Annotated in this window: 17 protein-coding genes; 9 read left to right on the top strand and 8 right to left on the bottom strand. The window is 58.7% G+C overall.

Features of this window, described 5'->3' with window-relative positions; all coding sequences use genetic code 11:
- Positions 1-1,320 (top strand): 30S ribosomal protein S12 methylthiotransferase RimO (gene rimO / locus L977_RS12430; protein ID WP_047625846.1); only part of this gene is annotated, 1,320 nt, incomplete at its 5' end.
- A 63-nt stretch (positions 1,321-1,383) separates the two neighbouring features.
- Here the strand turns inward: rimO and gsiD are convergent.
- The 5 genes from gsiD to iaaA are packed head-to-tail and all read right to left on the bottom strand — an operon-like array spanning position 1,384 to position 7,606.
- Positions 1,384-2,295 carry a glutathione ABC transporter permease GsiD gene (gene gsiD / locus L977_RS12425; RefSeq protein WP_014883135.1) on the bottom strand — a complete coding sequence of 304 codons (912 nt, stop codon included), beginning with the start codon at positions 2,293-2,295 and terminating at the stop codon, positions 1,384-1,386.
- Position 2,296: 1 nt separating this feature from the next.
- The gene (gene gsiC / locus L977_RS12420) at positions 2,297-3,217 is read right to left on the bottom strand and encodes a glutathione ABC transporter permease GsiC (protein WP_045268560.1); all 921 of its coding nucleotides are present in this window, start codon (positions 3,215-3,217) and stop codon (positions 2,297-2,299) included.
- A 5-nt stretch (positions 3,218-3,222) separates the two neighbouring features.
- Positions 3,223-4,761, bottom strand: coding sequence for a glutathione ABC transporter substrate-binding protein GsiB (gene gsiB, locus L977_RS12415; protein WP_047026679.1), 1,539 nt, complete (start codon positions 4,759-4,761; stop codon positions 3,223-3,225).
- Positions 4,762-4,784: 23 nt separating this feature from the next.
- Positions 4,785-6,656, bottom strand: a complete 1,872-nt coding sequence (gene gsiA, locus L977_RS12410) for a glutathione ABC transporter ATP-binding protein GsiA (RefSeq protein WP_047625845.1) — start codon at positions 6,654-6,656, stop codon at positions 4,785-4,787.
- Between the two features lie 11 nt (positions 6,657-6,667).
- On the bottom strand, positions 6,668-7,606 hold the full coding sequence (iaaA, locus tag L977_RS12405) for a beta-aspartyl-peptidase (protein ID WP_023336973.1): 939 nt from the start codon (positions 7,604-7,606) through the stop codon (positions 6,668-6,670).
- 188 nt (positions 7,607-7,794) lie between these two features.
- Between iaaA and moeA the strand changes: the two genes are divergently transcribed.
- Together moeA and moeB are read left to right on the top strand one after the other, a co-directional pair.
- Positions 7,795-9,027 carry a molybdopterin molybdotransferase MoeA gene (moeA, locus tag L977_RS12400; RefSeq protein WP_047625844.1) on the top strand — a complete coding sequence of 411 codons (1,233 nt, stop codon included), beginning with the start codon at positions 7,795-7,797 and terminating at the stop codon, positions 9,025-9,027.
- Between the two features lies 1 nt (position 9,028).
- Complete coding sequence (gene moeB, locus L977_RS12395; protein WP_047625843.1) at positions 9,029-9,781, top strand: molybdopterin-synthase adenylyltransferase MoeB; 753 nt, start codon at positions 9,029-9,031, stop codon at positions 9,779-9,781.
- Positions 9,782-9,870: 89 nt separating this feature from the next.
- Here the strand turns inward: moeB and fsa are convergent, their stop codons facing one another.
- Positions 9,871-10,533 (bottom strand): fructose-6-phosphate aldolase, encoded by a 663-nt coding sequence (fsa, locus tag L977_RS12390; RefSeq protein ID WP_023336970.1) that lies wholly within the window; start codon positions 10,531-10,533, stop codon positions 9,871-9,873.
- 127 nt (positions 10,534-10,660) lie between these two features.
- On the opposite strand from fsa, the gene L977_RS12385 reads away from it, so the two are divergent.
- The 4 genes from L977_RS12385 (at position 10,661) to L977_RS12370 (ending at position 16,386) form a co-directional block, all read left to right on the top strand.
- Positions 10,661-11,560, top strand: a complete 900-nt coding sequence (locus L977_RS12385; RefSeq protein WP_047625842.1) for a glycyl-radical enzyme activating protein — start codon at positions 10,661-10,663, stop codon at positions 11,558-11,560.
- 4 nt (positions 11,561-11,564) lie between these two features.
- Positions 11,565-13,997, top strand: coding sequence for a formate C-acetyltransferase/glycerol dehydratase family glycyl radical enzyme (locus L977_RS12380; protein ID WP_014883126.1), 2,433 nt, complete (start codon positions 11,565-11,567; stop codon positions 13,995-13,997).
- Between the two features lie 167 nt (positions 13,998-14,164).
- Positions 14,165-14,980: a Cof-type HAD-IIB family hydrolase gene (locus L977_RS12375; RefSeq protein WP_032637121.1), complete on the top strand. Its 816-nt coding sequence runs from the start codon at positions 14,165-14,167 to the stop codon at positions 14,978-14,980.
- 149 nt (positions 14,981-15,129) lie between these two features.
- Positions 15,130-16,386 carry a DUF1479 domain-containing protein gene (locus L977_RS12370; protein WP_047625841.1) on the top strand — a complete coding sequence of 419 codons (1,257 nt, stop codon included), beginning with the start codon at positions 15,130-15,132 and terminating at the stop codon, positions 16,384-16,386.
- On the opposite strand, the gene L977_RS12365 is transcribed toward L977_RS12370, so the two are convergent.
- On the bottom strand, positions 16,383-17,456 hold the full coding sequence (locus L977_RS12365) for a LacI family DNA-binding transcriptional regulator (protein WP_014883123.1): 1,074 nt from the start codon (positions 17,454-17,456) through the stop codon (positions 16,383-16,385). The genes L977_RS12370 and L977_RS12365 overlap by 4 nt on opposite strands.
- Positions 17,457-17,744: 288 nt before the next feature.
- On the opposite strand from L977_RS12365, the gene L977_RS12360 reads away from it, so the two are divergent.
- Complete coding sequence (locus L977_RS12360; protein ID WP_014883122.1) at positions 17,745-19,046, top strand: MFS transporter; 1,302 nt, start codon at positions 17,745-17,747, stop codon at positions 19,044-19,046.
- Between the two features lie 17 nt (positions 19,047-19,063).
- Positions 19,064-21,427 carry a glycoside hydrolase family 31 protein gene (locus L977_RS12355; protein WP_047625840.1) on the top strand — a complete coding sequence of 788 codons (2,364 nt, stop codon included), beginning with the start codon at positions 19,064-19,066 and terminating at the stop codon, positions 21,425-21,427.
- Between the two features lie 90 nt (positions 21,428-21,517).
- On the opposite strand, the gene L977_RS12350 is transcribed toward L977_RS12355, so the two are convergent.
- A partial coding sequence (locus L977_RS12350) for an ATP-binding cassette domain-containing protein (RefSeq protein ID WP_047625839.1) occupies positions 21,518-22,030 on the bottom strand: 513 nt, incomplete at its 5' end.

Raw genomic sequence — 22,030 nt, 5'->3', positions numbered from 1 at the left:
AATGTTACGCACCCGCCGAAAATCGGCTTCGTCTCCCTCGGCTGCCCGAAAAACCTGGTGGATTCCGAACGCATCCTGACCGAACTTCGTACCGAAGGCTATGACGTGGTGCCAAGCTACGACAACGCCGATATGGTGATTGTGAACACCTGCGGGTTTATCGACAGCGCGGTTCAGGAGTCCCTGGAAGCCATCGGTGAAGCCCTGACGGAAAACGGCAAAGTCATTGTGACCGGCTGTCTGGGCGCGAAAGAGGACCAGATCCGCGAAGTGCATCCGAAGGTGCTGGAGATCACTGGCCCGCACAGTTACGAGCAGGTGCTGGAACATGTTCATCACTACGTGCCAAAACCAAAGCACAATCCGTTCCTGAGCCTGGTGCCGGAACAGGGCGTGAAGCTGACGCCGCGTCACTACGCTTACCTGAAAATTTCCGAAGGCTGCAACCATCGCTGCACCTTCTGCATCATCCCGTCCATGCGTGGCGATCTGGTGAGTCGTCCGATTGGCGACGTGCTGGCGGAAGCTAAACGTCTGGCCGATGCTGGCGTGAAAGAACTGCTGGTGATTTCCCAGGATACCTCTGCTTACGGCGTAGACGTGAAGCACCGTTCCGGTTTCCACAACGGCGAGCCGGTGAAAACCAGCATGGTGGGCCTGTGCGAGCAGCTCGCGAAGCTGGGGATCTGGACGCGTCTGCATTACGTCTACCCATATCCGCACGTTGACGACGTCATTCCGTTGATGGCGGAAGGCAAAATCCTGCCGTATCTGGACATCCCGCTGCAGCACGCCAGTCCGCGTATCCTGAAGCTGATGAAGCGTCCTGGCTCCGTTGACCGTCAGCTGGCACGCATTAAACAGTGGCGCGAAATCTGCCCGGATCTGACCCTGCGCTCAACCTTCATCGTCGGCTTCCCGGGTGAAACCGAAGAAGATTTCCAGATGCTGCTCGATTTCCTGAAAGAAGCGCGTCTGGACCGCGTAGGCTGCTTCAAGTACAGCCCGGTTGAAGGCGCAACCGCCAACGAACTGGCGGATCAGGTGCCGGAAGAGGTGAAAGAAGAGCGCTGGAACCGCTTTATGCAGCTGCAACAGCAGATCTCTGCTGAACGTCTGCAGGAGAAAGTGGGCCGAGAGATCATGGTTATCATTGACGAAGTGGACGAAGAAGGCGCAATTGGCCGCAGCATGGCGGATGCCCCTGAAATCGACGGCGCGGTGTACCTGAACGGCGAAACTCGCGTTAAGCCGGGTGATATTATTCGCGTGAAGGTTGAAAACGCGGACGAATATGACCTGTGGGGTAGCCGGGTTTAATCGTACTGCACCTCATTTCCAGGCCGGGTAAGGCGTAGCCGCCACCCGGCACATTCCACTGCCCTACCCCTTAATCCTCGGATCCAGCGCGTCGCGCAACCCGTCCCCCAGCAGGTTAAATGCCAGCACGGTCAGGAAAATCGCCAGACTCGGGAAGATCGCCACGTGCGGCGCAATCACCATATCTGCCCTCGCCTCGTTCAGCATCGCGCCCCACTCCGGCGTCGGTGGCTGTGCGCCTAACCCCAGAAACGACAGGCTGGCCGCAGAAATAATCGACACGCCGATGCGCATGGTGAAATAGACCACAATAGACGACACCGTTCCCGGCAGAATATGGCTGAACAGAATGGTGGCATCGCTGGCCCCCATGCTGCGGGCGGACTCGATAAACGTCTGCTGTTTCAGCACCAGCGTGTTGCCGCGCACAAGTCGGGCAAAGGCGGGAATCGAAAATACCGCAACGGCAATAATCACGTTCGCCATGCCGCTGCCCATAATGGCCACCACGGCAATGGCCAGCAGAATACCGGGGAAGGCAAACAGCACGTCGCAGATTCGCATGATGATGCGGTCCCACCAGCCTTCGTAATATCCGGCGACGAGACCCAGCACGGTACCGATTGCCGCGCCGATCAGTACCGCAAACACCCCGGCGGCAAGCGAGATTTGCGCCCCCACCAGCACGCGGCTGAAGATATCGCGCCCAAGGGAATCCACGCCGAACCAGTGGAGCATGGACGGCCCATCGTTCAGGCGGTCGTAGTCAAAATAGTTTTCCGCATCAAACGGCGCCACCCAGGGTGCAACGATGGCCACCGCAATCAGCAGCAGCACAAACAGCCCCGCCGTCATGGCGACCGGCTGACGGCGAAAACGCCGCCAGAATTCCGACCACGGCGTGCGGATATGCTCCGGTTTCAGCCCCGGCATAGCGTTTAAAACGGCCTGACGTCGCCAGTTCAACAATCGCATTTTACTTATACCTGATGGCCGGGTTAATGGCGGCGTAGAGCACATCCACCACTAAATTGATAAGAATAAACTCCAGGGAGAAAAGCAGGACTTCCGCCTGAATTACCGGGTAGTCGCGCATCTCGACCGAATCGACCAGCAGACGCCCCAGCCCCGGCCAGTTGAAGACCTTTTCCACGACGATAGAGCCGCCCAGCAGAAAGCCAAACTGCAGCCCCATCATCGTCACCACCGGGATCATCGCATTACGAAACCCGTGCTTAAGAATGACCCACTTCTCGCTGACCCCTTTCGCCCGCGCGGTGCGAATATAATCTTCACTCAGCACGTCAACGAAGGAGGCGCGGGTAAAGCGGGCCATTACCGCCGAGACGGCAGCCCCCAGCGTCATAGAGGGCAGAATGTAATGCTTCCAGGTATCGGCCCCAACGGTCGGCAGCCAGCCCAGCTCAACGGAGAAGATTTGCATCAGCAGCATCCCCAGCGCGAACGCCGGAAAAGAGATACCGGTGACCGCCAGCGCCATACCGAGCTTATCCGGCCAGCGGTTGCGCCAGACCGCCGCAACAATCCCGGCGCCCAGCCCAAACACCACTGCCCAGCTCATACTGGCAATCGTTAGCCAGAACGTGGGCATAAAGCGGCTGGCGATTTCCTCCGCTACCGGACGACGCGACACCATCGAGATGCCAAAATCGCCCTGCAGAACGTTGCAAATGTAATGAAGAAACTGCATATACAGTGGCTGATCCAGGCCCAGCTGCTTGCGCACCATCTCAATGACGGCGGCATCTGCTTCCGGCCCGGCAACCAGACGCGCCGGATCGCCCGGCAGCATATGCACAAACAAAAATACCAGTATCGCCACAATCAGCAGCGTCGGGATAAGCCCAAGCAAGCGTTTACAAACATAATTCAGCATGAGTGTTATTTTAAATCCGCATCGTCAAAGCTAAAGCCCGTATCCGGCATGATGTAGAACCCGGTCAGCGCTTTGTTATGGGCTGAAACCAGTTTCTCCACCACCAGCGGTACCCACGGCGACTCTTTCCAGATAAGGTCCTGGGCGTCTTTGTAGAGGCGCGCTTTCTCTTCCGGTTTAGTGGTTTTCAGGGCATCGGCCAGATCGTTGTCCACCTGCGGATTGCTGTAAAACGCGGTGTTAAACAGGGTTGGCGGCCAGTTTTGCGAAGCAAACAGCGGTGCAAGCGCCCAGTCGGCTTCACCGGTCGACGCCGACCAACCGGTATAGAACATCCGCACGCCGCTCTCTTTCTGCCCTTTCCCCTCGACCTCCGCGGCCCGCTGACCGGCATCCATCGCGGTGACCTGCACCTTGATGCCCACCTGCGCCAGCTGCTGCTGGGTGAACTGCAGCACCTTCTGGGCGGTACTGTGATTATGCGACGACCACAGCGTGGTGCTGAAACCGTTCGGGAAGCCCGCCTCTTTGAGCAGCTCGCGCGCTTTAGCCGGATCGTACGGCCACGGCTGATAGCTTTGCGCATAGGCAATAGCCGGAGGCAGCACGCCGGTCGCCGGGGTGGCATAGCCCGCAAAAGCGACCTTCACCAGCGCCTGACGGTTAATCGCATAGTTGATCGCTTCACGTACCTTTGGGTTATCAAACGGCTTCTGCGTGACGTTCATGCTGATATAGCGCTGCATGATTGACGGACTGGCCACCAGCTCCAGCTTGCTGTTTTTCTGCAAAATGGCGGCCTGCTCATACGGGATGGGGAAAGCAAACTGCGCCTCACCCGTTTGCAGCATCGCTGCGCGGGTATTGTTATCCACCACCGGACGCCAGGTGATGGTGTCCAGCTTCGGCAGCCCTTTCTGCCAGTACCCTGGGAATTTCTTCACCTTCACAAAATCGGTCTGGTTCCAGGTGAGCAGCTCGTACGGGCCGGTACCGACCGGGTGGAAGCCAATCTCCTTGCCGTACTTTTTCAACGCGGCAGGCGAGATCATCGCCGTTGCCGGGTGCGCCAGTATATTGATAAACGCCGAGAATGGCGCTTTCAGCGTGATTTTGACCGTCGTCGGATCCACCGCCTCGGTGCTGGCGATGTTTTTATAAAGGTTATAGCGCTTCAGGCTGTTTTCCGGGTTGCTGGCACGGTCAAGGTTGACCTTTACCGCCTCCGCATTGAAATCGGTACCGTCCTGGAACTTCACGCCGGAACGAAGCTTGATGGTATAGACCAGACCGTCGTCGGAGACGGTATACCCCTGCGCCAGAACATTTTTGAGCTTCATCTCGTTATCCAGGCCGAACAGCCCCTGATAGAACGATTTCGCCACCGCCTGGGAAAGCGTATCGTTGGCGTCATACGGATCCAGCGTGGTGAAGTTGGAGCCGACAGCAACCACCACATCTTTGGCAGCGAACGCGGGGGCAGCGGCCAGGGCTGCCGTCACGCTCGCGGCTAACAACCATCTACGCGCTACAAAAGTAACCATTGTGTTCTCCTGCCTGTTGTAAGTTATAACCGCGAAAACGCATTGTCCTGACGCGGGGGAGCGACGAAATGACCCGGCCCGACTTCGCGCAGCGTCACGCGCTCAACGGCCTCGCCGCGTTTGCGAATATTGCTCGGCATTTCATCCTGCAGCAGCACGCGCTGGCCGTGACGATGCGCGGGGTCAGCAACCGGTACCGCCGCGATAAGCTTGCGAGTGTAAGGATGTTGCGGGTTCTCAAACACTGCCTTTCGCGGACCTATCTCCACGATTTGCCCCATGAACATCACCGCCACGCGATGGCTGATGCGCTCGACCACCGCCATATCGTGCGAGATAAACAGGAAAGCGATGCCCATATCCCGCTGTAAATCGAGCAATAAGTTGATGATTTGCGCCCGGATTGAGACATCCAGCGCCGAAACGGATTCATCCGCAATCACCACTTTCGGGTTCAGCGCCAGCGCACGGGCAATGCAGATACGCTGCCGCTGCCCGCCGGAAAACTCGTGCGGATAACGCCAGGCATGTTCCGGCTTGAGGCCGACGCGCTCCAGCAGCCAGGCCACGCGGCGCTGCGCTGCTTCGCCGTCGAGCAGATTATGCACCCGCAGCGGCTCCATAATGGAGTATCCCACCGTATGGCGCGGGTCGAGGGAGGCATACGGATCCTGGAAAATAAACTGAATATCCCGGCGTACCGCCTGTAATTTGTTGTCTGGCAGGGTGTCGATTCGTTCGCCGTTAAAGGTGATTGTCCCTTCCTGCGTCTCAACCAGCCGGAGCAGTGCGCGTCCGGTGGTGGATTTCCCGCAGCCGGACTCTCCCACCAGCGCCAGCGTTTCGCCCGGCCATAAATCGAAACTGACGTTTTCGACCGCGTGGACTTCGCGCTTCAGGCGATTGAAAATCCCGCTGCGCAGCGGAAAACGGGTCACCAGGTCGCGCACTTCAAGAATGGGTTTGCCCGGCACCACGGTATCCTGCTCGCGTTCATCCTCCTGCTGCCCTGTCGCTTCAAGGGAAATCAGCGGAAAACGACGCGGCAGGTCGCTGCCGTTCATCGCGCCAAGACGCGGCACCGCCGCCAGCAGCGCTTTAGTATAAGGATGCACAGGGGCATGAAAAATCTGTTCGACCGTGCCGGTTTCCACCGCATTGCCCTTGTGCATCACCAGCACCCGGTCGGCGATGTCAGCCACCACGCCCATATCGTGGGTGATAAATATTACCCCCATCTCCATCTCTTGCTGCAGCACTTTGATAAGCTGCAGGATCTGCGCCTGAATCGTCACGTCCAGCGCCGTTGTCGGTTCATCCGCAATCAGTACCGCCGGACGGCAGGAGAGCGCCATGGCAATCATCACCCGCTGGCGCATACCGCCGGAAAGCTGATGCGGGTAACGTCCCAGAATGGCCTGCGCCTCGGGAATGCGCACCAGCTCCAGCATCCTTCTGGCTTCGTTGAGCGCCTCATCGCCGCTTAGCCCCTGATGCAGCCGGATGGACTCGGCAATCTGTTCCCCTACCGGGAAAACCGGGTTAAGCGAAGTCATCGGCTCCTGAAAGATCATCGCAATATCTGCCCCGCGCACGCCCTGCATCTGCGCGCCGCTCAGCTCGTTTAAATCAATGACCTGACGATTACGGCGGCGCAGGAGCATTTTCTCGCTGCTGATTTGCCCGCCCGTCTGTTCCAGCAGGCGCATCAGCGCCAGCGCGGTGACCGATTTACCGGAGCCGGACTCGCCAACAATAGCCAGCGTCTCGCCGCGCCTGAGCGAGAACGATAAATTCTGTACTGCGGGGATGAACTGCCGCTCTTCCTGAAACGCAATATTCAGCTGATGGACAGCCAGCACCTCGCGGTTGTCCAGTTCTTCAGTGTGCGGCACGCGCTGCCCCCTTATTCACGATAGATGCCCGTGCTCGGCTCATCACCGGCATAACCCCAGGCGCGGTACATGCCTTCGCTGTTGAACGGCAGGGCCACGTTGCCCTCACGATCGACCGCAATCAGCCCGCCGACGCCGCCCAGGGCAGGTAATTTTTCCATCACCACGCGCTCGCAGGCCTCGCTCAGGCTTAAACCGCCGTAATCCATCAGCGCGGTGATGTCGTAGGCCGCGAGGGCGCGAATAAACACTTCCCCGGTGCCCGTACAGGAGACGGCGGCCGTGGCGTTATTGGCATAGCAGCCAGCCCCCGGCAACGGGCTGTCGCCGACGCGTCCGGGCAGCTTGTTGGTCATGCCGCCCGTGGAGGTCGCCGCCGCGAGGTTACCGGCTTTATCAAGCGCCACCGCGCCAACCGTGCCCATTTTGGTGGTTTCATCCAGCGGCGCAGTATGGTCAAGCTGCGTCATGCCCGCCGAACGGGCTTCCAGCAGCTGTTGAAAACGCGCGTCCGTGGAAAACAGATCGGGCGAGACCGGTTCCATTCCGTGACCGAAGGCAAACGCCTCCGCCCCGGAGCCCGTAAGCAGCACGTGCGGGCTCTCTTCCATTACCAGACGCGCTGCCAGCACCGGATTGCGCAGACGACTCACTCCCGCCACGGCGCCTGCCTTAAGGGTGACGCCGTCCATCACGCAGGCATCCAGCTCGTGGGTTTCATCCCGGGTAAAGACTGAACCAATGCCGGCATTAAAGAGAGGACACTCCTCCAGCAGACGCACCGCCTCGGTGACCACATCCAGCGCGCTCTCGCCCGCTTCCAGCATTTTTTGACCTGTTTCAACAATGGCGTACAGCGCGTCAATATAACGCTTTTCCTGCTCAGGACTGAGCTGTGCACGGGTGATTGCCCCTGCGCCACCATGAATTGCGATTACCGCATTAACCATTCGCATCACCCGTTAGCCTGATTCGCGGCTTTTTCTATAAATATCATTATCGTCGATGAAACTTCAGATGATTTTTGAATATAGAAAGACGCAACTGTGATGTAAAGCGTACACCCATCGGGTCATACAGTTAGCCGCACTTTTCTGCCATAATGGACGCTTTCGTTGTTACTCCTCAGGAGCCCACCATGGATTTTACCGCCGGACTGATGCCGCTTGAGACGGCACTCACGCAGATGCTTGACCGACTTTCCCCGCTGCAAGACGTCGAAACGCTGCCCCTCGTGCGCTGTTTTGGCCGAATCGCCGCGCGCGATATCGTCTCTCCGCTTAACGTGCCGGGGTTCGATAATTCCGCGATGGACGGTTACGCGGTACGCCTGGCGGACCTCCAGACGGGCAACGCCCTGCCGGTGGCGGGTAAAGCCTTTGCCGGTCAGCCGTTTAGCGGTGAATGGCCTGTGGGCACCTGCGTGCGCATCATGACCGGCGCGCCGATTCCGCCAGGCTGCGATGCCGTGGTGATGCAGGAAGAAACCGAACAGACGGACGACGGCGTGCGTTTTACCGCCAGCGTCAAAGCGGGCCAGAACATCCGCCGTACCGGCGAGGACATTACCCTTGGCGCAACGGTCTTTGCCGCCGGGCAGAAGCTGACGGTGGCGGAGCTGCCGGTGCTGGCCTCGCTCGGCATCGCGGACATTGACGTTATCCGGAAAGTGCGCGTCGCGGTGTTCTCCACCGGTGACGAGCTGCAGCTTCCGGGCCAGCCGCTGCAGGACGGTCAGATTTACGACACCAACCGGCTGGCAGTCCACCTGATGCTGGAGCAGCTGGGCTGCGAAGTGATTAATCTCGGCATCATTCCTGACGATCCGGAAAAACTGCGCGCGGCATTTATTGAGGCGGATAAATCCGCCGATGTGGTCATCAGCTCCGGCGGCGTCTCCGTGGGGGAAGCGGATTACACCAAAACCCTTCTTGAAGAGCTGGGCGAAATCGCCTTCTGGAAGCTGGCAATCAAACCGGGCAAACCGTTCGCGTTTGGCAAGCTTCCTCATAGCTGGTTCTGCGGTCTGCCGGGTAACCCGGTCTCAGCGGCACTCACCTTTTACCAGCTGGTGATCCCGCTGCTGGCGAAGCTTTCCGGCAACGCCGCCAGCCCGCTGCCGGAACGCCTGCGCGTGCGCGCCGCGACGCGCCTGAAAAAATCGCCGGGTCGGCTTGATTTCCAGCGCGGCATTCTGGCGCATAACGCGCACGGTGAGCTGGAAGTCAGCACGACCGGGCACCAGGGTTCGCACATTTTCAGCTCCTTCAGCCTGGGCAACTGCTTTATCGTGCTGGAGCGCGAGCGCGGCAACGTGGAAGCGGGTGAATGGGTTGAGGTAGAGCGCTTCAACCACCTGTTCGGAGGCTGACATGACGGTGGAACTGAGCGACCAGGAGATGATGCGCTACAACCGCCAGATTGTCCTGCGCGGATTTGATTTCGAGGGACAAGAAGCACTCAAGGCGGCCAGCGTGCTGGTTGTTGGCCTCGGCGGGCTCGGCTGCGCCGCCGCGCAATACCTGGCCGCGGCGGGCGTGGGCAGGATGACGCTGCTGGATTTTGATACCGTATCGGTGTCTAATCTCCAGCGCCAGACGCTGCACAGCGACGCGACCATTGGCCAGCCAAAAGTGGAATCCGCCCGGGCTGCCCTGGCGCGCATCAACCCCAACGTTCAGTTCACCCTGCTTGACGCGATGCTGGTTGACGAGGCGTTATTTGCGCAGATTGCGCAGCACGATCTGGTGCTCGACTGCACCGATAACGTCGCCGTTCGTAACCAGCTTAATGCAGGCTGTTTTGCCCACACAACCCCGCTGGTCTCCGGCGCGGCGATCCGCATGGAAGGGCAGATCAGCGTCTTCACCTATGCGGAGGGGGCTCCCTGCTACCGCTGCCTGAGCCGTCTGTTTGGTGAGAATGCGCTAACCTGCGTTGAGGCGGGCGTGATGGCGCCGCTCGTCGGCGTGATTGGGTCGCTGCAGGCGATGGAAGCGATTAAAGTGCTGGCACATTACGGTACGCCTGCCGCAGGAAAAATCGTGATGTATGACGCGATGACCTGCCAGTTCCGCGAGATGAAGCTGATGCGTAATCCGGGGTGTGAGGTTTGTGGAGGTTAAAGCAAACGGCAACCTTCAGGTTGCCGTTTTAGTGTTTGCTCCCTCTCCCTGTGGGAGAGGGTTGGGGTGAGGGCATCAGGCCGCACCCGTCAAATCGACGTCCGACCAAACGCCCCCTGCCAGTCCTGCTCAAACTTCACAATCGCTGCGTCTACCGCAGGAGAGGTAATAAACTGCTGCGCCACGTCCAGCGGCAGCGTGATGGACTCGCATCCTGCCAACAGGCAGTCCAGCGCCTGACGTGGGGTTTTAAAGCTCGCGGCCAGCACTTTTGATTGTGGGGCGTGCAGCGTCAGCAGCTGTTGCAGCTCAACCACGGTCTGGATACCGTCCCCGCCCTGCGCGTCCACGCGGTTCACGTATGGCGCGACATACTCTGCTCCTGCCAGCGCAGAGAGCATACCCTGGGCCGCGCCGTACACCGCCGTACCCAGCGTCGGAATGCCTTCCGCTTTCAGCATCTTGATGGCTGCCAGCCCTTCGGCAGTTACCGGCACTTTCACCACCAGGTCGTTAATCATCGCGCGCAGCTTACGCGCGTCTTCCACCATACCTTCAGCGGTCGTCGCCATCACCTGCGCGAACAGACGGCCTTTACCGCCCATCGCGTCGTGCAGCGCGGGCAGAAGCTCATCCAGCGGCGTTTTACCTGCCGCCACAATGCTTGGGTTGGTGGTCACGCCCGCCAGCGGGAAGATACGCGCCAGCTTTTTGACTGCCGCAACGTCTGATGTGTCGAGATAAAGTTCCATGATGTCACCCTCAAAATTAGCCTGCACTTAACCTATCACAGGAAAACCTGCTCAGGAGTTGACCTGCATCAAGATAACTTTCATTCGAAAGTCATTTAATCTTCATATACAACTTGAGGGTAAAAACATGATCTTCAATATTCAGCGTTACTCCACCCACGATGGCCCCGGTATTCGTACCGTGGTGTTCCTGAAAGGCTGCTCGCTGGGCTGTCGCTGGTGCCAGAACCCGGAAAGCCGTTCCCGTAGCCGGGACGTGCTGTTTGATGCGCGCCTGTGCCTTGACGGCTGCGACCTGTGTCAGCAGGCGGCGCCGGGCTGTATCGAACGCGCGCTGAATGGTCTCGTCATCCACCGTGAAAAATTGCGTGAAGAGACGCTCAACGCCCTCACTGACTGCTGCCCGACGCAGGCGCTGACCGTATGCGGTGAAGAACAGCAGGTGGGCGAGATCATGGCGACCGTGCTGCGCGATAAGCCCTTTTACGACCGCAGCGGCGGCGGTATTACGCTTTCCGGCGGCGAGCCGTTTATGAACCCGGAGCTGGCGCACACGCTGTTTAAAGCCAGCCACGAACAGGGGATCCACACCGCCGTTGAAACCTGTCTTCACGTGCCGTGGCACTATATCGAGCCTTCATTACCGTACGTCGATCTGTTCCTCGCCGACCTGAAACACGTCGATCCTGAGGTGTTCAAACAGTGGACGGACGGCTCGGCCAAACGGATCCTCGATAACCTGAAGCGCCTTGCCGCTGCCGGGAAAAAAATCACCATTCGCGTACCGCTGATTCAGGGCTTCAATGCCGATGAAGCGTCCGTGACCGCCATTACCAACTTCGCCGCCGATGAACTTGGCGTCGATGATATTCATTTTCTGCCGTATCACACGCTGGGCATGAACAAATACACCCTGCTTGGCCAACCCTACTCTGCCCCTGACAAACCGCTGGATAACCCTGCCCTGCTGGACTTCGCGCAGCAGTACGCCTGCCAGAAAGGGTTAACCGCGACCTTACGAGGATAAACCTATGACGACGTTAAATCTCAACACCCTCAGCGAGCGCATCAAGGCGCACAAAACCGCGCTGGTCCATATCGTTAAGCCGCCGGTCTGTACCGAGCGCGCGCAGCATTACACCGAAATGTACCAGCAGCACATGGACAAGCCGATCCCGGTGCGTCGCGCCCTGGCGCTGGCGCATCATCTGGCTGAGCGTACCATCTGGATAAAACACGACGAGCTGATTATCGGTAACCAGGCAAGCGAAGTTCGCGCCGCACCTATCTTCCCGGAATACACCGTCTCCTGGATTGAAAAAGAGATCGACGATCTGGCGGACCGTCCGGGCGCGGGCTTTGCGGTGAGCGAAGAGAACAAGCGCGTCCTGCATGCGATCTGCCCGTGGTGGCGCGGCCAGACGGTGCAGGATCGCTGCTACGGCATGTTCACCGACGAGCAAAAAGGCCTGCTGGAAACCGGTATTATCAAAGCCGAAGGCAACATGACCTCCGGCGACGCGCACCTGGCGGTGAACTTCCCGCTGGTGCTGGAGAAAGGTCTCGACGGCCTGCGCGCTAAAGTCGCCGAGCGCCGCTCGCGTATCAACCTGACGGTGCTGGACGATCTGCACGGCGACCAGTTCCTGAAAGCGATCGATATCGTGCTGGACGCGGTGAGCCTGCACATCAAACGTTTTGCCGCTCTGGCACGCGAAATGGCGGCCACGGAAACCCGCGAAAGCCGCCGCGACGAGCTGCTGGCAATGGCGGAAAACTGCGACGTGATTGCCCACGAGCCGCCAAAAACCTTCTGGCAGGCGCTGCAGCTGTGCTATTTCATTCAGCTGATCCTGCAGATTGAGTCTAACGGTCACTCCGTGTCGTTTGCCCGTATGGATCAGTATCTCTATCCGTTCTACCGCCGCGACGTGGAGCTGAACCAGAGTCTCGACCGCGAACACGCGATTGAGCTGCTGCACAGCTGCTGGCTGAAGCTGCTGGAAGTGAACAAGATCCGCTCCGGCTCGCACTCTAAGGCCTCTGCCGGTAGCCCGCTGTACCAGAACGTCACCATCGGCGGCCAGAAGCTGGTCAACGGTGAGCCAATGGACGCGGTCAACCCGCTCTCCTACGCGATTCTGGAATCCTGCGGTCGCCTGCGCTCCACTCAGCCGAACCTGAGCGTGCGTTACCACGCAGGCATGAGCAACGACTTCCTCGACGCCTGCGTACAGGTGATCCGCTGCGGCTTCGGGATGCCGGCGTTCAACAACGATGAAATCGTTATCCCGGAATTTATCAAGCTCGGCGTTGAACGTGATGACGCCTATGACTACGCGGCCATCGGCTGTATCGAAACCGCCGTGGGCGGCAAGTGGGGCTATCGCTGCACCGGCATGAGCTTTATCAACTTTGCCCGCGTGATGCTCGCCGCGCTGGAAGGCGGCCGCGACGCCACCAGCGGTAAGGTATTCTTGCCGCAGGAAAAAGCGCTCTCTGCCGGTAACTTCGATAACTTCGAGGAGGTGATGGCGGCGTGGGATACGCAGATTCGCTACTACACCCGCAAATCCATCGAAATTGAGTACGTGGTGGACACCATGCTGGAAGAGAACGTGCACGATATTCTCTGCTCGGCGCTGGTGGACGACTGCATCGAACGCGCGAAAAGCATCAAGCAGGGCGGCGCGAAGTATGACTGGGTTTCCGGCCTGCAGGTGGGTATCGCCAACCTCGGCAACAGTCTGGCGGCGGTGAAGAAGCTGGTGTTTGAACAGGGCGTCATCGGTCAACAGCAGCTGGCGGCCGCGCTGGCGGATGATTTCGACGGGTTGACCCACGAGCAGCTGCGTCAGCGTCTGATTAACGGCGCGCCGAAGTACGGTAACGACGACGACAGCGTGGATATGCTGCTGACGCGTGCTTACCAGACCTACATTGAAGAGCTGAAGCAGTACCACAACCCGCGCTATGGTCGTGGTCCGATTGGCGGTAACTACTACGCGGGCACCTCCTCCATTTCCGCAAACGTGCCGTTTGGCGCGGCAACGATGGCGACTCCGGACGGACGTAAGGCGCATACCCCGCTGGCGGAAGGGGCAAGCCCGGCGTCCGGTACCGACCACCTCGGCCCGACGGCGGTCATCGGCTCCGTGGGTAAACTCCCTACCGAGGCGATTCTGGGCGGCGTGCTGCTGAACCAGAAGCTGAACCCGTCGACGCTGGAAAACGACAGCGATCGCCAGAAGCTGATGGTGCTGCTGCGCACTTTCTTCGAGGTGCATAAAGGCTGGCATATTCAGTACAACATCGTCTCGCGCGAAACGCTGCTGGAAGCGAAGAAACACCCTGACCAGTACCGCGATTTAGTGGTACGCGTGGCGGGCTACTCGGCGTTCTTCACCGCCCTGTCGCCGGATGCACAGGACGATATTATTGCGCGTACCGAGCATACGCTGTAAAAAAACGCCCGGTGGCGCTGCGCTTACCGGGCCTACATTGTCTCCCCCGTAGGCCGGGTAAGGCGAAGCCGCCACCCGGCTTTCTGACTTTCATTCGAAATTAAATTTGTGCTCCCCGTCACCTTGTTATTAGAATGTTTCAAAACGCAGTGACCCAGGAGCACAGTATGACCGTAAAAGTTATCGTCACCGATATGGACGGAACTTTCCTTGATGATGCCAAGCAGTACGATCGTGACCGCTTCCAGGCACAGTTTGAGCAGCTTAACGCCCGCGGCATTGAATTCGTTGTCGCCAGCGGCAATCAGTATTATCAGCTCATCTCCTTCTTCCCTGAGCTAAAAGATCGAATCTCCTTCGTGGCGGAAAACGGCGCGCTGGTGTTCGATCACGGGGAACACGTTTTCCACGGCGAACTGACTCGCCATGAGTCGCAGATCGTCATTGGCGAACTGCTGAAAGATAACGCGCTGAACTTCGTGGCCTGCGGACTGGAGAGCGCTTACGTCAGCGATAAAGCCCCGGACGAATTTGTGGCGCTGATGTCTAAGCACTACCATCGCTTAACGCGCGTCAGCGATTATCACGAGATTGACGATGTGCTGTTCAAGTTCTCACTGAACCTGCCCGACAGCGATATCCCGAACCTGATCGACGCGCTGCATGTTTCTCTCGACGGCATTATGAAACCGGTCACCAGCGGCTTTGGGTTTGTGGACTTGATCATTCCTGGCCTGCATAAAGCCAACGGCATCAGCCGCCTGCTGAAGCGCTGGGAGCTCTCCCCGCAGCAGTGCGTGGCCATTGGCGACAGCGGCAATGACGCGGAGATGCTGAAGCTGGTGAAATACTCATTTGCGATGAACAACGCGGCAGAAAGCATCAAACAGATCGCCCGCTACAGCACCGACGACAACAACCACCAGGGCGCGCTGAACGTCATTCAGGCCGTGCTCGATAACCATTCCCCGTTCGACGCCTAATCTCTCTCCCGCCGGAGCCCCGCTCCGGCCTCTCACTCTTTTTCCGTCCTGTGGCTTGCGTCAAGTTTTTAAACTTGCATTAACTTATTTTTAACTTAAAGTATCACTTGTAGATATTTTTACTTTCGAATGAAAGATGTGAGGCAGTTATGACCTTTACCAGTGAAACTTTGCCAGCGGACCACAAAGCGGCAATTCGTCAGATGAAGCGCGAGCTACGCGCCCAGATCGGTGATGTTCAGGCGGTGTTCGACAAGCTCAGCGACAACATTGCCACCCGCGTGGCAGAGATCAACGCCCTCAAGAATAAAGGCCAACCCGTCTGGCCGACGATCCCGTTCGCGGATGTGAAAAACGGCACAATCATCGCTGAACAGCGCGAGGCGGTTAAGCGTCGGGGCTGCGCGGTGATCAAAGGTCATTTTCCGCGCGAACAGGCGCTGGCGTGGGATCAGTCGATGCTCGGCTATCTCGATCTCAATAACTTTGACGAGGTGTACAAAGGGCCGGGCGATAACTTCTTCGGCACCTTAACCGCCTCTCGTCCGGAGATTTACCCGATCTACTGGTCGCAGGCGCAAATGCAGGCGCGTCAGAGCGAAGAGATGGCGCAGGTGCAGTCGTTCCTGAACCGTTTATGGACATTCGAGAGCAACGGCAAGCAGTGGTTCGACCCGGATGTCAGCGTGATTTATCCGGATCGTATTCGCCGCCGCCCACCGGGCACCACCTCTAAAGGGCTGGGCGCGCACACCGATTCCGGCGCGCTGGAGCGCTGGCTGCTGCCTGCCTATCAGCAGGTGTTTGCCCGCGTGTTTGACGGCAATATTGATAAGTACGATCCGTGGAACGCCGCGCACCGCACCGAAGTGGAAGAGTACACCGTGGATAACACCACCAAGTGTTCGGTGTTCCGTACTTTCCAGGGCTGGACGGCGCTGTCGGACATGATCCCCGGCCAGGGACTGCTGCACGTGGTGCCCATCCCGGAAGCGATGGCGTACATTCTGCTGCGTCCGCTGCTGGACGACGTGCCGGAAGATGAACTCTGCGGCGTCGCGCCGGGCCGCGTGCTGCCGATTTCGGAAAAATGGCACCCGCTGCTCATCGAAGCATTAACCAGCATACCGGCGCTGGACGCAGGGGATTCCGTGTGGTGGCACTGCGATGTGATCCACTCCGTCGCTCCGGTGGAAAATCAGCAGGGCTGGGGCAACGTGATGTACATCCCTGCCGCGCCGATGTGCGAGAAGAACCTCGCCTACGCGAAAAAGGTGAAGGAAGCGCTGGAAACCGGTGCGTCACCGGGAGATTTCCCGCGTGAAGATTATGAAAAAAGCTGGCAGGACCGCTTTACCGTGAACGATCTCAACATCCACGGCAAGCGCGCGCTGGGTATGGTTTAACTGTCGTACAGCCCTTCCCGCTCAACGGCGGTGCGTCGTTTCCCCTGGCGTATCCGCCGTACCGATTCCCGCACGGTCAGCGTGCCGTTCAGCAGCAAGGTTCCCACCGGCGCGTCCGGGCGCATCAGCCGCTGCTGGAGCATATGCACCGCTTCCGTTCCCAGTTCATCACGCGGGACATGCACTGCCGTCAGGGGCACATCCTGAATCGCCGCCAGATTAAAGCCGTCGATGCTCATGACGGAAACGTCCTGCGGTACCCGCAATCCCTGTTTCTGCAAAGCGCTGATGGTGCCCGCCGCCATAAAGTCGCCGCCGACCAAAAACGCGGTGGGCAGATCTTTTCCCTTCTGCTGGTTAAGCCACTCGCTAACCAGCTGTTCCGTTTCGCGCGCGCTAAAGCTCGGCACCACCAGCAGATCGCGCTTGTCGCTGAACGTCAGGTTATGGGCGTGCCACGCGTCGCGGATCCCTGCCAGGCGCAGCTCCATGGTGTAACGGCGCAGGCACAACACGTTCATCACGTCGCGGTGTCCCATTTCGAACAGGTATTCCGCCGCCCGCTCGCCAATGGCGCGATGGTCCGGCGCTACGGCAGGCAGACGCATGTGGCGGTCACGGCAGTTAATCAGCATGCAGGGTTTCCCCACGTCCACCGCCAGATCGTGGATATGCGGATCGTCAATACCGAGCAGAATGGCTGCCTGGGTATCCGGCTCGTTCATGCGTCCCAGAAAAAGCTGCGCGTCGCTGTCGTTCTCCTCCAGCGCACAGTAGCGTAGCCGAACCTCGTGCGAAGCCAGCCCTTTGCTGACGCTCTGGATCACGCGGTAGTAAAAGATGTCGGACCGCTCGTCAAAGGCTCGCTGGGGAGCAAAGACCACCAGGCTGTTAAGCAGCAGACGCCCCGCCGCCATGCCATCCATCACCCCCAGCTCCCGTGCGCACGCCAGCACCTTTGCACGCGCTTTTTCGCTGGTGTTCGCTTTGCCCGCCAGCACGCGGGAAACGGTACTGATAGAGAGTTGCGTACGGGCCGCGATTTCGGTGATTTTTAGCCTTTTGTCCATTTTGTGATCTGGCTCCATTTGCGAAATGAAAAAATTTTCATAGCGTATCTGTCAGGTAATAACGGGCATAAAGACCATCATGCCAGAGGGTTTGCGCCCGTTATGAGAAACTTTGCACAAAATCCACTATTGCCCACTCATTTTCTCCCTTAAGGTGAACTTGTCACACAACTTCCATACTAGTTGTATAGCAACTTAAGCATTCTAAACGGATAGAAATCAAAGACATAACAATCTGTGTGACACCTGAACCTCCGTCCCCTTAGCGTCCGTCTTGTGGAGAGTAAAATGAGTCAGGACATCAATAACACCGTTGCGACAAGCAAAACCCGTCGCGTCATCAAGAACCTGCGCTGGTACGTGCTGGTGCTGTTTTTACTGGGCGTCACCGTTAACTACATCACCCGAAACTCATTGGGGATCCTCGCGCCGGAACTGAAAGAGAGCCTCGGGATCACCACCGAGCAATACTCCTGGATCGTCGGCGCATTCCAGATTGCCTACACCATTTTCCAGCCCCTGTGCGGCTGGCTGATTGACGTCATCGGCCTGAAGATTGGCTTTATGGTCTGCGCCGGGATCTGGGCGCTGATGTGTATCTTCCACGCGGGGGCCGGAAGCTGGCTGCACCTGGCTATCCTGCGCTTCTTTATGGGGGCCTCTGAGGCCGCCGCAACCCCGGCGAACGCCAAAACCATCGGTGAATGGTTCCCGAAATCGGAACGTCCTGTTGCCGCCGGTTGGGCGGGCGTGGGCTTCTCCATCGGTGCGATGCTGGCCCCGCCTATTATCTACTTTGCTCACGCGTCGTTTGGCTGGCAGGGTGCGTTTATGTTTACCGGCGTGCTGGCGCTGCTGTGGGTGATCCTCTGGTGGGCGTTTTATCACAACCCGGAGCAGCACCCGAACCTGAGCAAGGATGAGCTGGCATTTATCAAGCAGGATAACGAACCGCCTGCGGTCAAACTGCCGTTCCTGACCGCGCTGAAAACCGTCTCGAAAAACAAACGTTTCTACGGTATCGCCATCCCGGCCTTTATGGCGGAACCGGCCTGGGCGGTGTTGAGCTTCTGGGTGCCGCTGTATCTCGCCAAAGAACACGGCATGGACCTGAAGCAGATTGCGATGTTCGCCTGGCTGCCATTCCTCGCTGCTGACCTCGGCAGCGTGGCAAGTGGCTACCTGACGCGATTGTACACCCGCCTGTTCGGCTGCTCCCGCGTTAACTCGGTCGTCGCCAGCTCCGTCACCGGCGCGTTTCTGATGATTTCTCTGGGCATTGTCGCCATTACCCGCGACCCGTATATCACCATCGTGCTGATCTCCATCGGCGGCTTTGGGCACCAGATTATCTCCTGCATGCTCAGCGCCCTGGTCGTGGAGTCGTTTGATAAGGGCCAGATGGCGACCGTCAACGGCATGCGCGGCTCGGCGGCGTGGATCGCCAGCTTCCTGTTCTCGCTGTTAATCGGTGTGACCGCCGACAAAATCGGCTTTAACCCGCTCTTTATTGCCATGGGCTTCTTTGACCTGATTGGCGCTGTCTTCCTGGTAGCATTTATTGCTGAACGTCGCGCCAAGCGCGCCTGATAGTGGATGTATTGCATATGAAAACCCTGAAAAACTGGACCGTTGATACGCAGTCGGCAAACCATCTGGAACTGCTGGTGGATAACCAGCACCGCCTGTGCCTGTATGTGCTGGAAGAGAACCTGTTCCGCGTGCTGATCAAACGTAAAGGTGAACTGGCGCTGGACCGCACCTGGAGCATCGCCCCGGCGCAAGACGTGCCGTGGGAAGGTCGCCGTCGTGACGATGTCAGTGGCTTTACCTGCCCGGCCTGGACGCTGACGCGGCAGGAAAATACCGTGACGGTGGCGACGGAGCAGCTTCGGGTGACCATCCACCAGCCCCTGTGGCTGGAGTGGCACTACCGCAATGACGCGGGCGAATGGCAGCCGCTGGTCAATGACCGTCCGACCAGTGCGTACCTGCTGAACGCCCACGGTGACGGCGTGGCGCACTATCTGAGCCGTCGCAAGGACGAACGTTTCTACGGGCTGGGCGAGAAAGCGGGCGATCTACAGCGCAACGGTAAACGCTACGAGATGCGCAACCTGGATGCGATGGGCTACAACGCCGCCAGCACCGACCCGCTGTACAAGCACATTCCGTTCACCCTCACCCGCCGCGACGACGTGAGCTACGGCCTGTTCTACGATAACCTGAGCAGCTGCTGGCTGGATCTGGGCAACGAGATCGACAACTACCACACCGCCTATCGGCGCTGGCAGGCGGAAGCGGGCGATATCGATTACTACATCTTTACCGGCAAGCGCGTACTGGATGTCACCAAAGCCTTCGTGCGCCTGACCGGGAAAACGCTGTTCGGACCGAAATGGAGCCTGGGCTACAGCGGCTCGACCATGCACTATACCGACGCGCCGGACGCGCAAAACCAGCTGATGAACTTTATCCGCCTGTGTGAAGAACACGCGATTCCATGCGACTCGTTCCAGCTCTCCTCCGGCTATACCTCCATTAACGGCAAGCGCTACGTCTTTAACTGGAACCATGACAAAGTGCCGCAGCCGAAGGTAATGAGCCAGGCGTTCCACGATGCCGGGTTAAAGCTGGCTGCCAACATCAAGCCGTGTCTGCTGCAGGATCATCCCCGCTATAACGAAGTGGCGGAACGTGGCCTTTTCATTCGCGACTCAGAAACTGATGCACCTGAACGTTCCAGCTTCTGGGATGACGAAGGATCACATCTCGATTTCACCAACCCGCAAACGGTGCAGTGGTGGCAGAACGGCGTGACCACGCAGCTGCTGGAGATGGGGATAGACTCGACCTGGAACGATAACAATGAATATGAAGTATGGGACGGGGAAGCACGCTGTTTTGGCTTCGGCAAAGAGATTGCCATCAAACACATTCGCCCGGTGATGCCGCTGCTGATGATGCGCGCCTCGCTGGAAGCGCAGCAGCGTTTCGCGCCGGAAAAACGTCCGTATCTCATTTCCCGCTCCGGCTGCGCCGGGATGCAGCGCTACGTTCAGACCTGGAGCGGCGACAACCGCACCGGCTGGGACACGCTGCGCTATAACATCCGCATGGGGCTGGGCATGAGCCTCTCCGGGCTGTTCAACGTCGGCCATGACGTGGGCGGTTTCTCCGGCGACAAGCCAGACGCCGAGCTGTTCGTGCGCTGGGTGCAAAACGGCGTGATGCATCCGCGCTTTACCATTCACTCGTGGAACGATGACCACACGGTCAACGAGCCGTGGATGTACCCGGGCGTAACCCCCGCTATTCGCGGTGCGATTGAGCTGCGCTACCGTCTTCTGCCCTATCTCTACACCCTGCTCTGGCAGGCGCACGCCGACGACGAACCGATGCTGCGCCCGACCTTCCTCGACCACGAGCACGACGCGCGGACCTTCGAAGAGTGCGATGACTTCCTGCTGGGCCGCGACCTCCTTGTCGCCAGCGTCGTCGAGGCCGGGCAGCGTAAACGCCACGTCTGGCTGCCGGATAACGAAACCGGCTGGTACGATTTCTACACTCACGAGTGGTTCGCTGGCGGACAAGCGATCGTCCTCGACGCGCCGCTGGAGAAACTGCCGCTGCTGGTGCGCGCCGGTGCCGGTCTGCCGCTCAGCGAGCGCATCCGTCACGTGAGCGCCGAAAAAGACGATACTCGCGAGCTGAAGCTGTTCCCGGTGAAAGGCGTCGGCACCACGTCCGGCCTGCTGTTTGAAGATGACGGCGAGTCCTGGGGCTACCAGAACGGCAATGCGCTGTGGGTGGCGTGGGAAATGGTGTGCGACGGGGCAACCGTCAACCTGAACATCGGTGCACGCGGTGATTATCGTCCGGCGTGGAACGCGCTGAAGGTGTCGTTACCGGCGGGGGAAAAACGTAAGCTGCTGGTGAATGGTGAAGAAAGGTGTGATTGGGTGGTGTAGTGCGGCCTGATGCCCTCACCCTGACCCTCTCCCACAGGGAGAGGGAATGGAACGTAGGCCGGGTAAGGCGAAGCCGCCACCCGGCTTTTTTTAACTCTCGATACCTTTGCTGCGCAGGTAATCTTCGTAGTTACCGGTGAAGTCCACCACGCGCTCTGGCGTAATTTCGATCACGCGGGTCGCCAGCGAGCTGACGAATTCACGGTCGTGAGAAACGAAGATCAGCGTGCCCTGATACATCTCCAGCGCCATGTTCAGCGATTCGATAGATTCCATATCCAGGTGGTTAGTCGGTTCGTCCATTACCAGGATATTGGGTTTTTCCATCATCAGCTTGCCGAACAGCATGCGGCCCTTTTCACCACCGGACAGCACTTTCGCCGGCTTTTTGATGTCGTCCTGACTGAACAGCAGACGACCCAGAATGCTACGCACCGCCTGCTCGTCGTCGCCTTCCTGCTTCCACTGGCTCATCCAGTCAAACACGGTCAGGTCGTTTTCGAACTCGTATTCATGGTCCTGCGCGTAGTAACCAATCTGCGCGTTTTCTGACCACTTCACGGTGCCGTTGTCCGGCTGCAGTTCACCAACCAGGGTTTTCAG

Origin of the sequence: Enterobacter sp. ZOR0014, assembly GCF_000798855.1 — a bacterium.
In the GTDB taxonomy this organism is placed as follows: Bacteria; Pseudomonadota; Gammaproteobacteria; order Enterobacterales; family Enterobacteriaceae; genus Enterobacter; species Enterobacter kobei.
Note: the sequence above shows the minus strand (reverse complement) of the source record. Positions and strands in the feature narration are given on the sequence as shown.

Bases quoted from the DNA above. Each gene is read 5' to 3' on its own strand.
- L977_RS12365 (WP_014883123.1), bottom strand. From the start codon at position 17,456: ATGGACAAAAGGCTAAAAATCACCGAAATCGCGGCCCGTACGCAACTC.
- gsiC (WP_045268560.1), bottom strand. From the start codon at position 3,217: ATGCTGAATTATGTTTGTAAACGCTTGCTTGGGCTTATCCCGACGCTG.
- L977_RS12385 (WP_047625842.1), top strand. From the start codon at position 10,661: ATGATCTTCAATATTCAGCGTTACTCCACCCACGATGGCCCCGGTATT.
- moeB (WP_047625843.1), top strand. From the start codon at position 9,029: ATGACGGTGGAACTGAGCGACCAGGAGATGATGCGCTACAACCGCCAG.
- fsa (WP_023336970.1), bottom strand. From the start codon at position 10,533: ATGGAACTTTATCTCGACACATCAGACGTTGCGGCAGTCAAAAAGCTG.
- gsiD (WP_014883135.1), bottom strand. From the start codon at position 2,295: ATGCGATTGTTGAACTGGCGACGTCAGGCCGTTTTAAACGCTATGCCG.
- L977_RS12380 (WP_014883126.1), top strand. From the start codon at position 11,565: ATGACGACGTTAAATCTCAACACCCTCAGCGAGCGCATCAAGGCGCAC.
- moeA (WP_047625844.1), top strand. From the start codon at position 7,795: ATGGATTTTACCGCCGGACTGATGCCGCTTGAGACGGCACTCACGCAG.
- L977_RS12375 (WP_032637121.1), top strand. From the start codon at position 14,165: ATGACCGTAAAAGTTATCGTCACCGATATGGACGGAACTTTCCTTGAT.
- L977_RS12355 (WP_047625840.1), top strand. From the start codon at position 19,064: ATGAAAACCCTGAAAAACTGGACCGTTGATACGCAGTCGGCAAACCAT.
- L977_RS12360 (WP_014883122.1), top strand. From the start codon at position 17,745: ATGAGTCAGGACATCAATAACACCGTTGCGACAAGCAAAACCCGTCGC.
- iaaA (WP_023336973.1), bottom strand. From the start codon at position 7,606: ATGGTTAATGCGGTAATCGCAATTCATGGTGGCGCAGGGGCAATCACC.
- L977_RS12370 (WP_047625841.1), top strand. From the start codon at position 15,130: ATGACCTTTACCAGTGAAACTTTGCCAGCGGACCACAAAGCGGCAATT.
- gsiB (WP_047026679.1), bottom strand. From the start codon at position 4,761: ATGGTTACTTTTGTAGCGCGTAGATGGTTGTTAGCCGCGAGCGTGACG.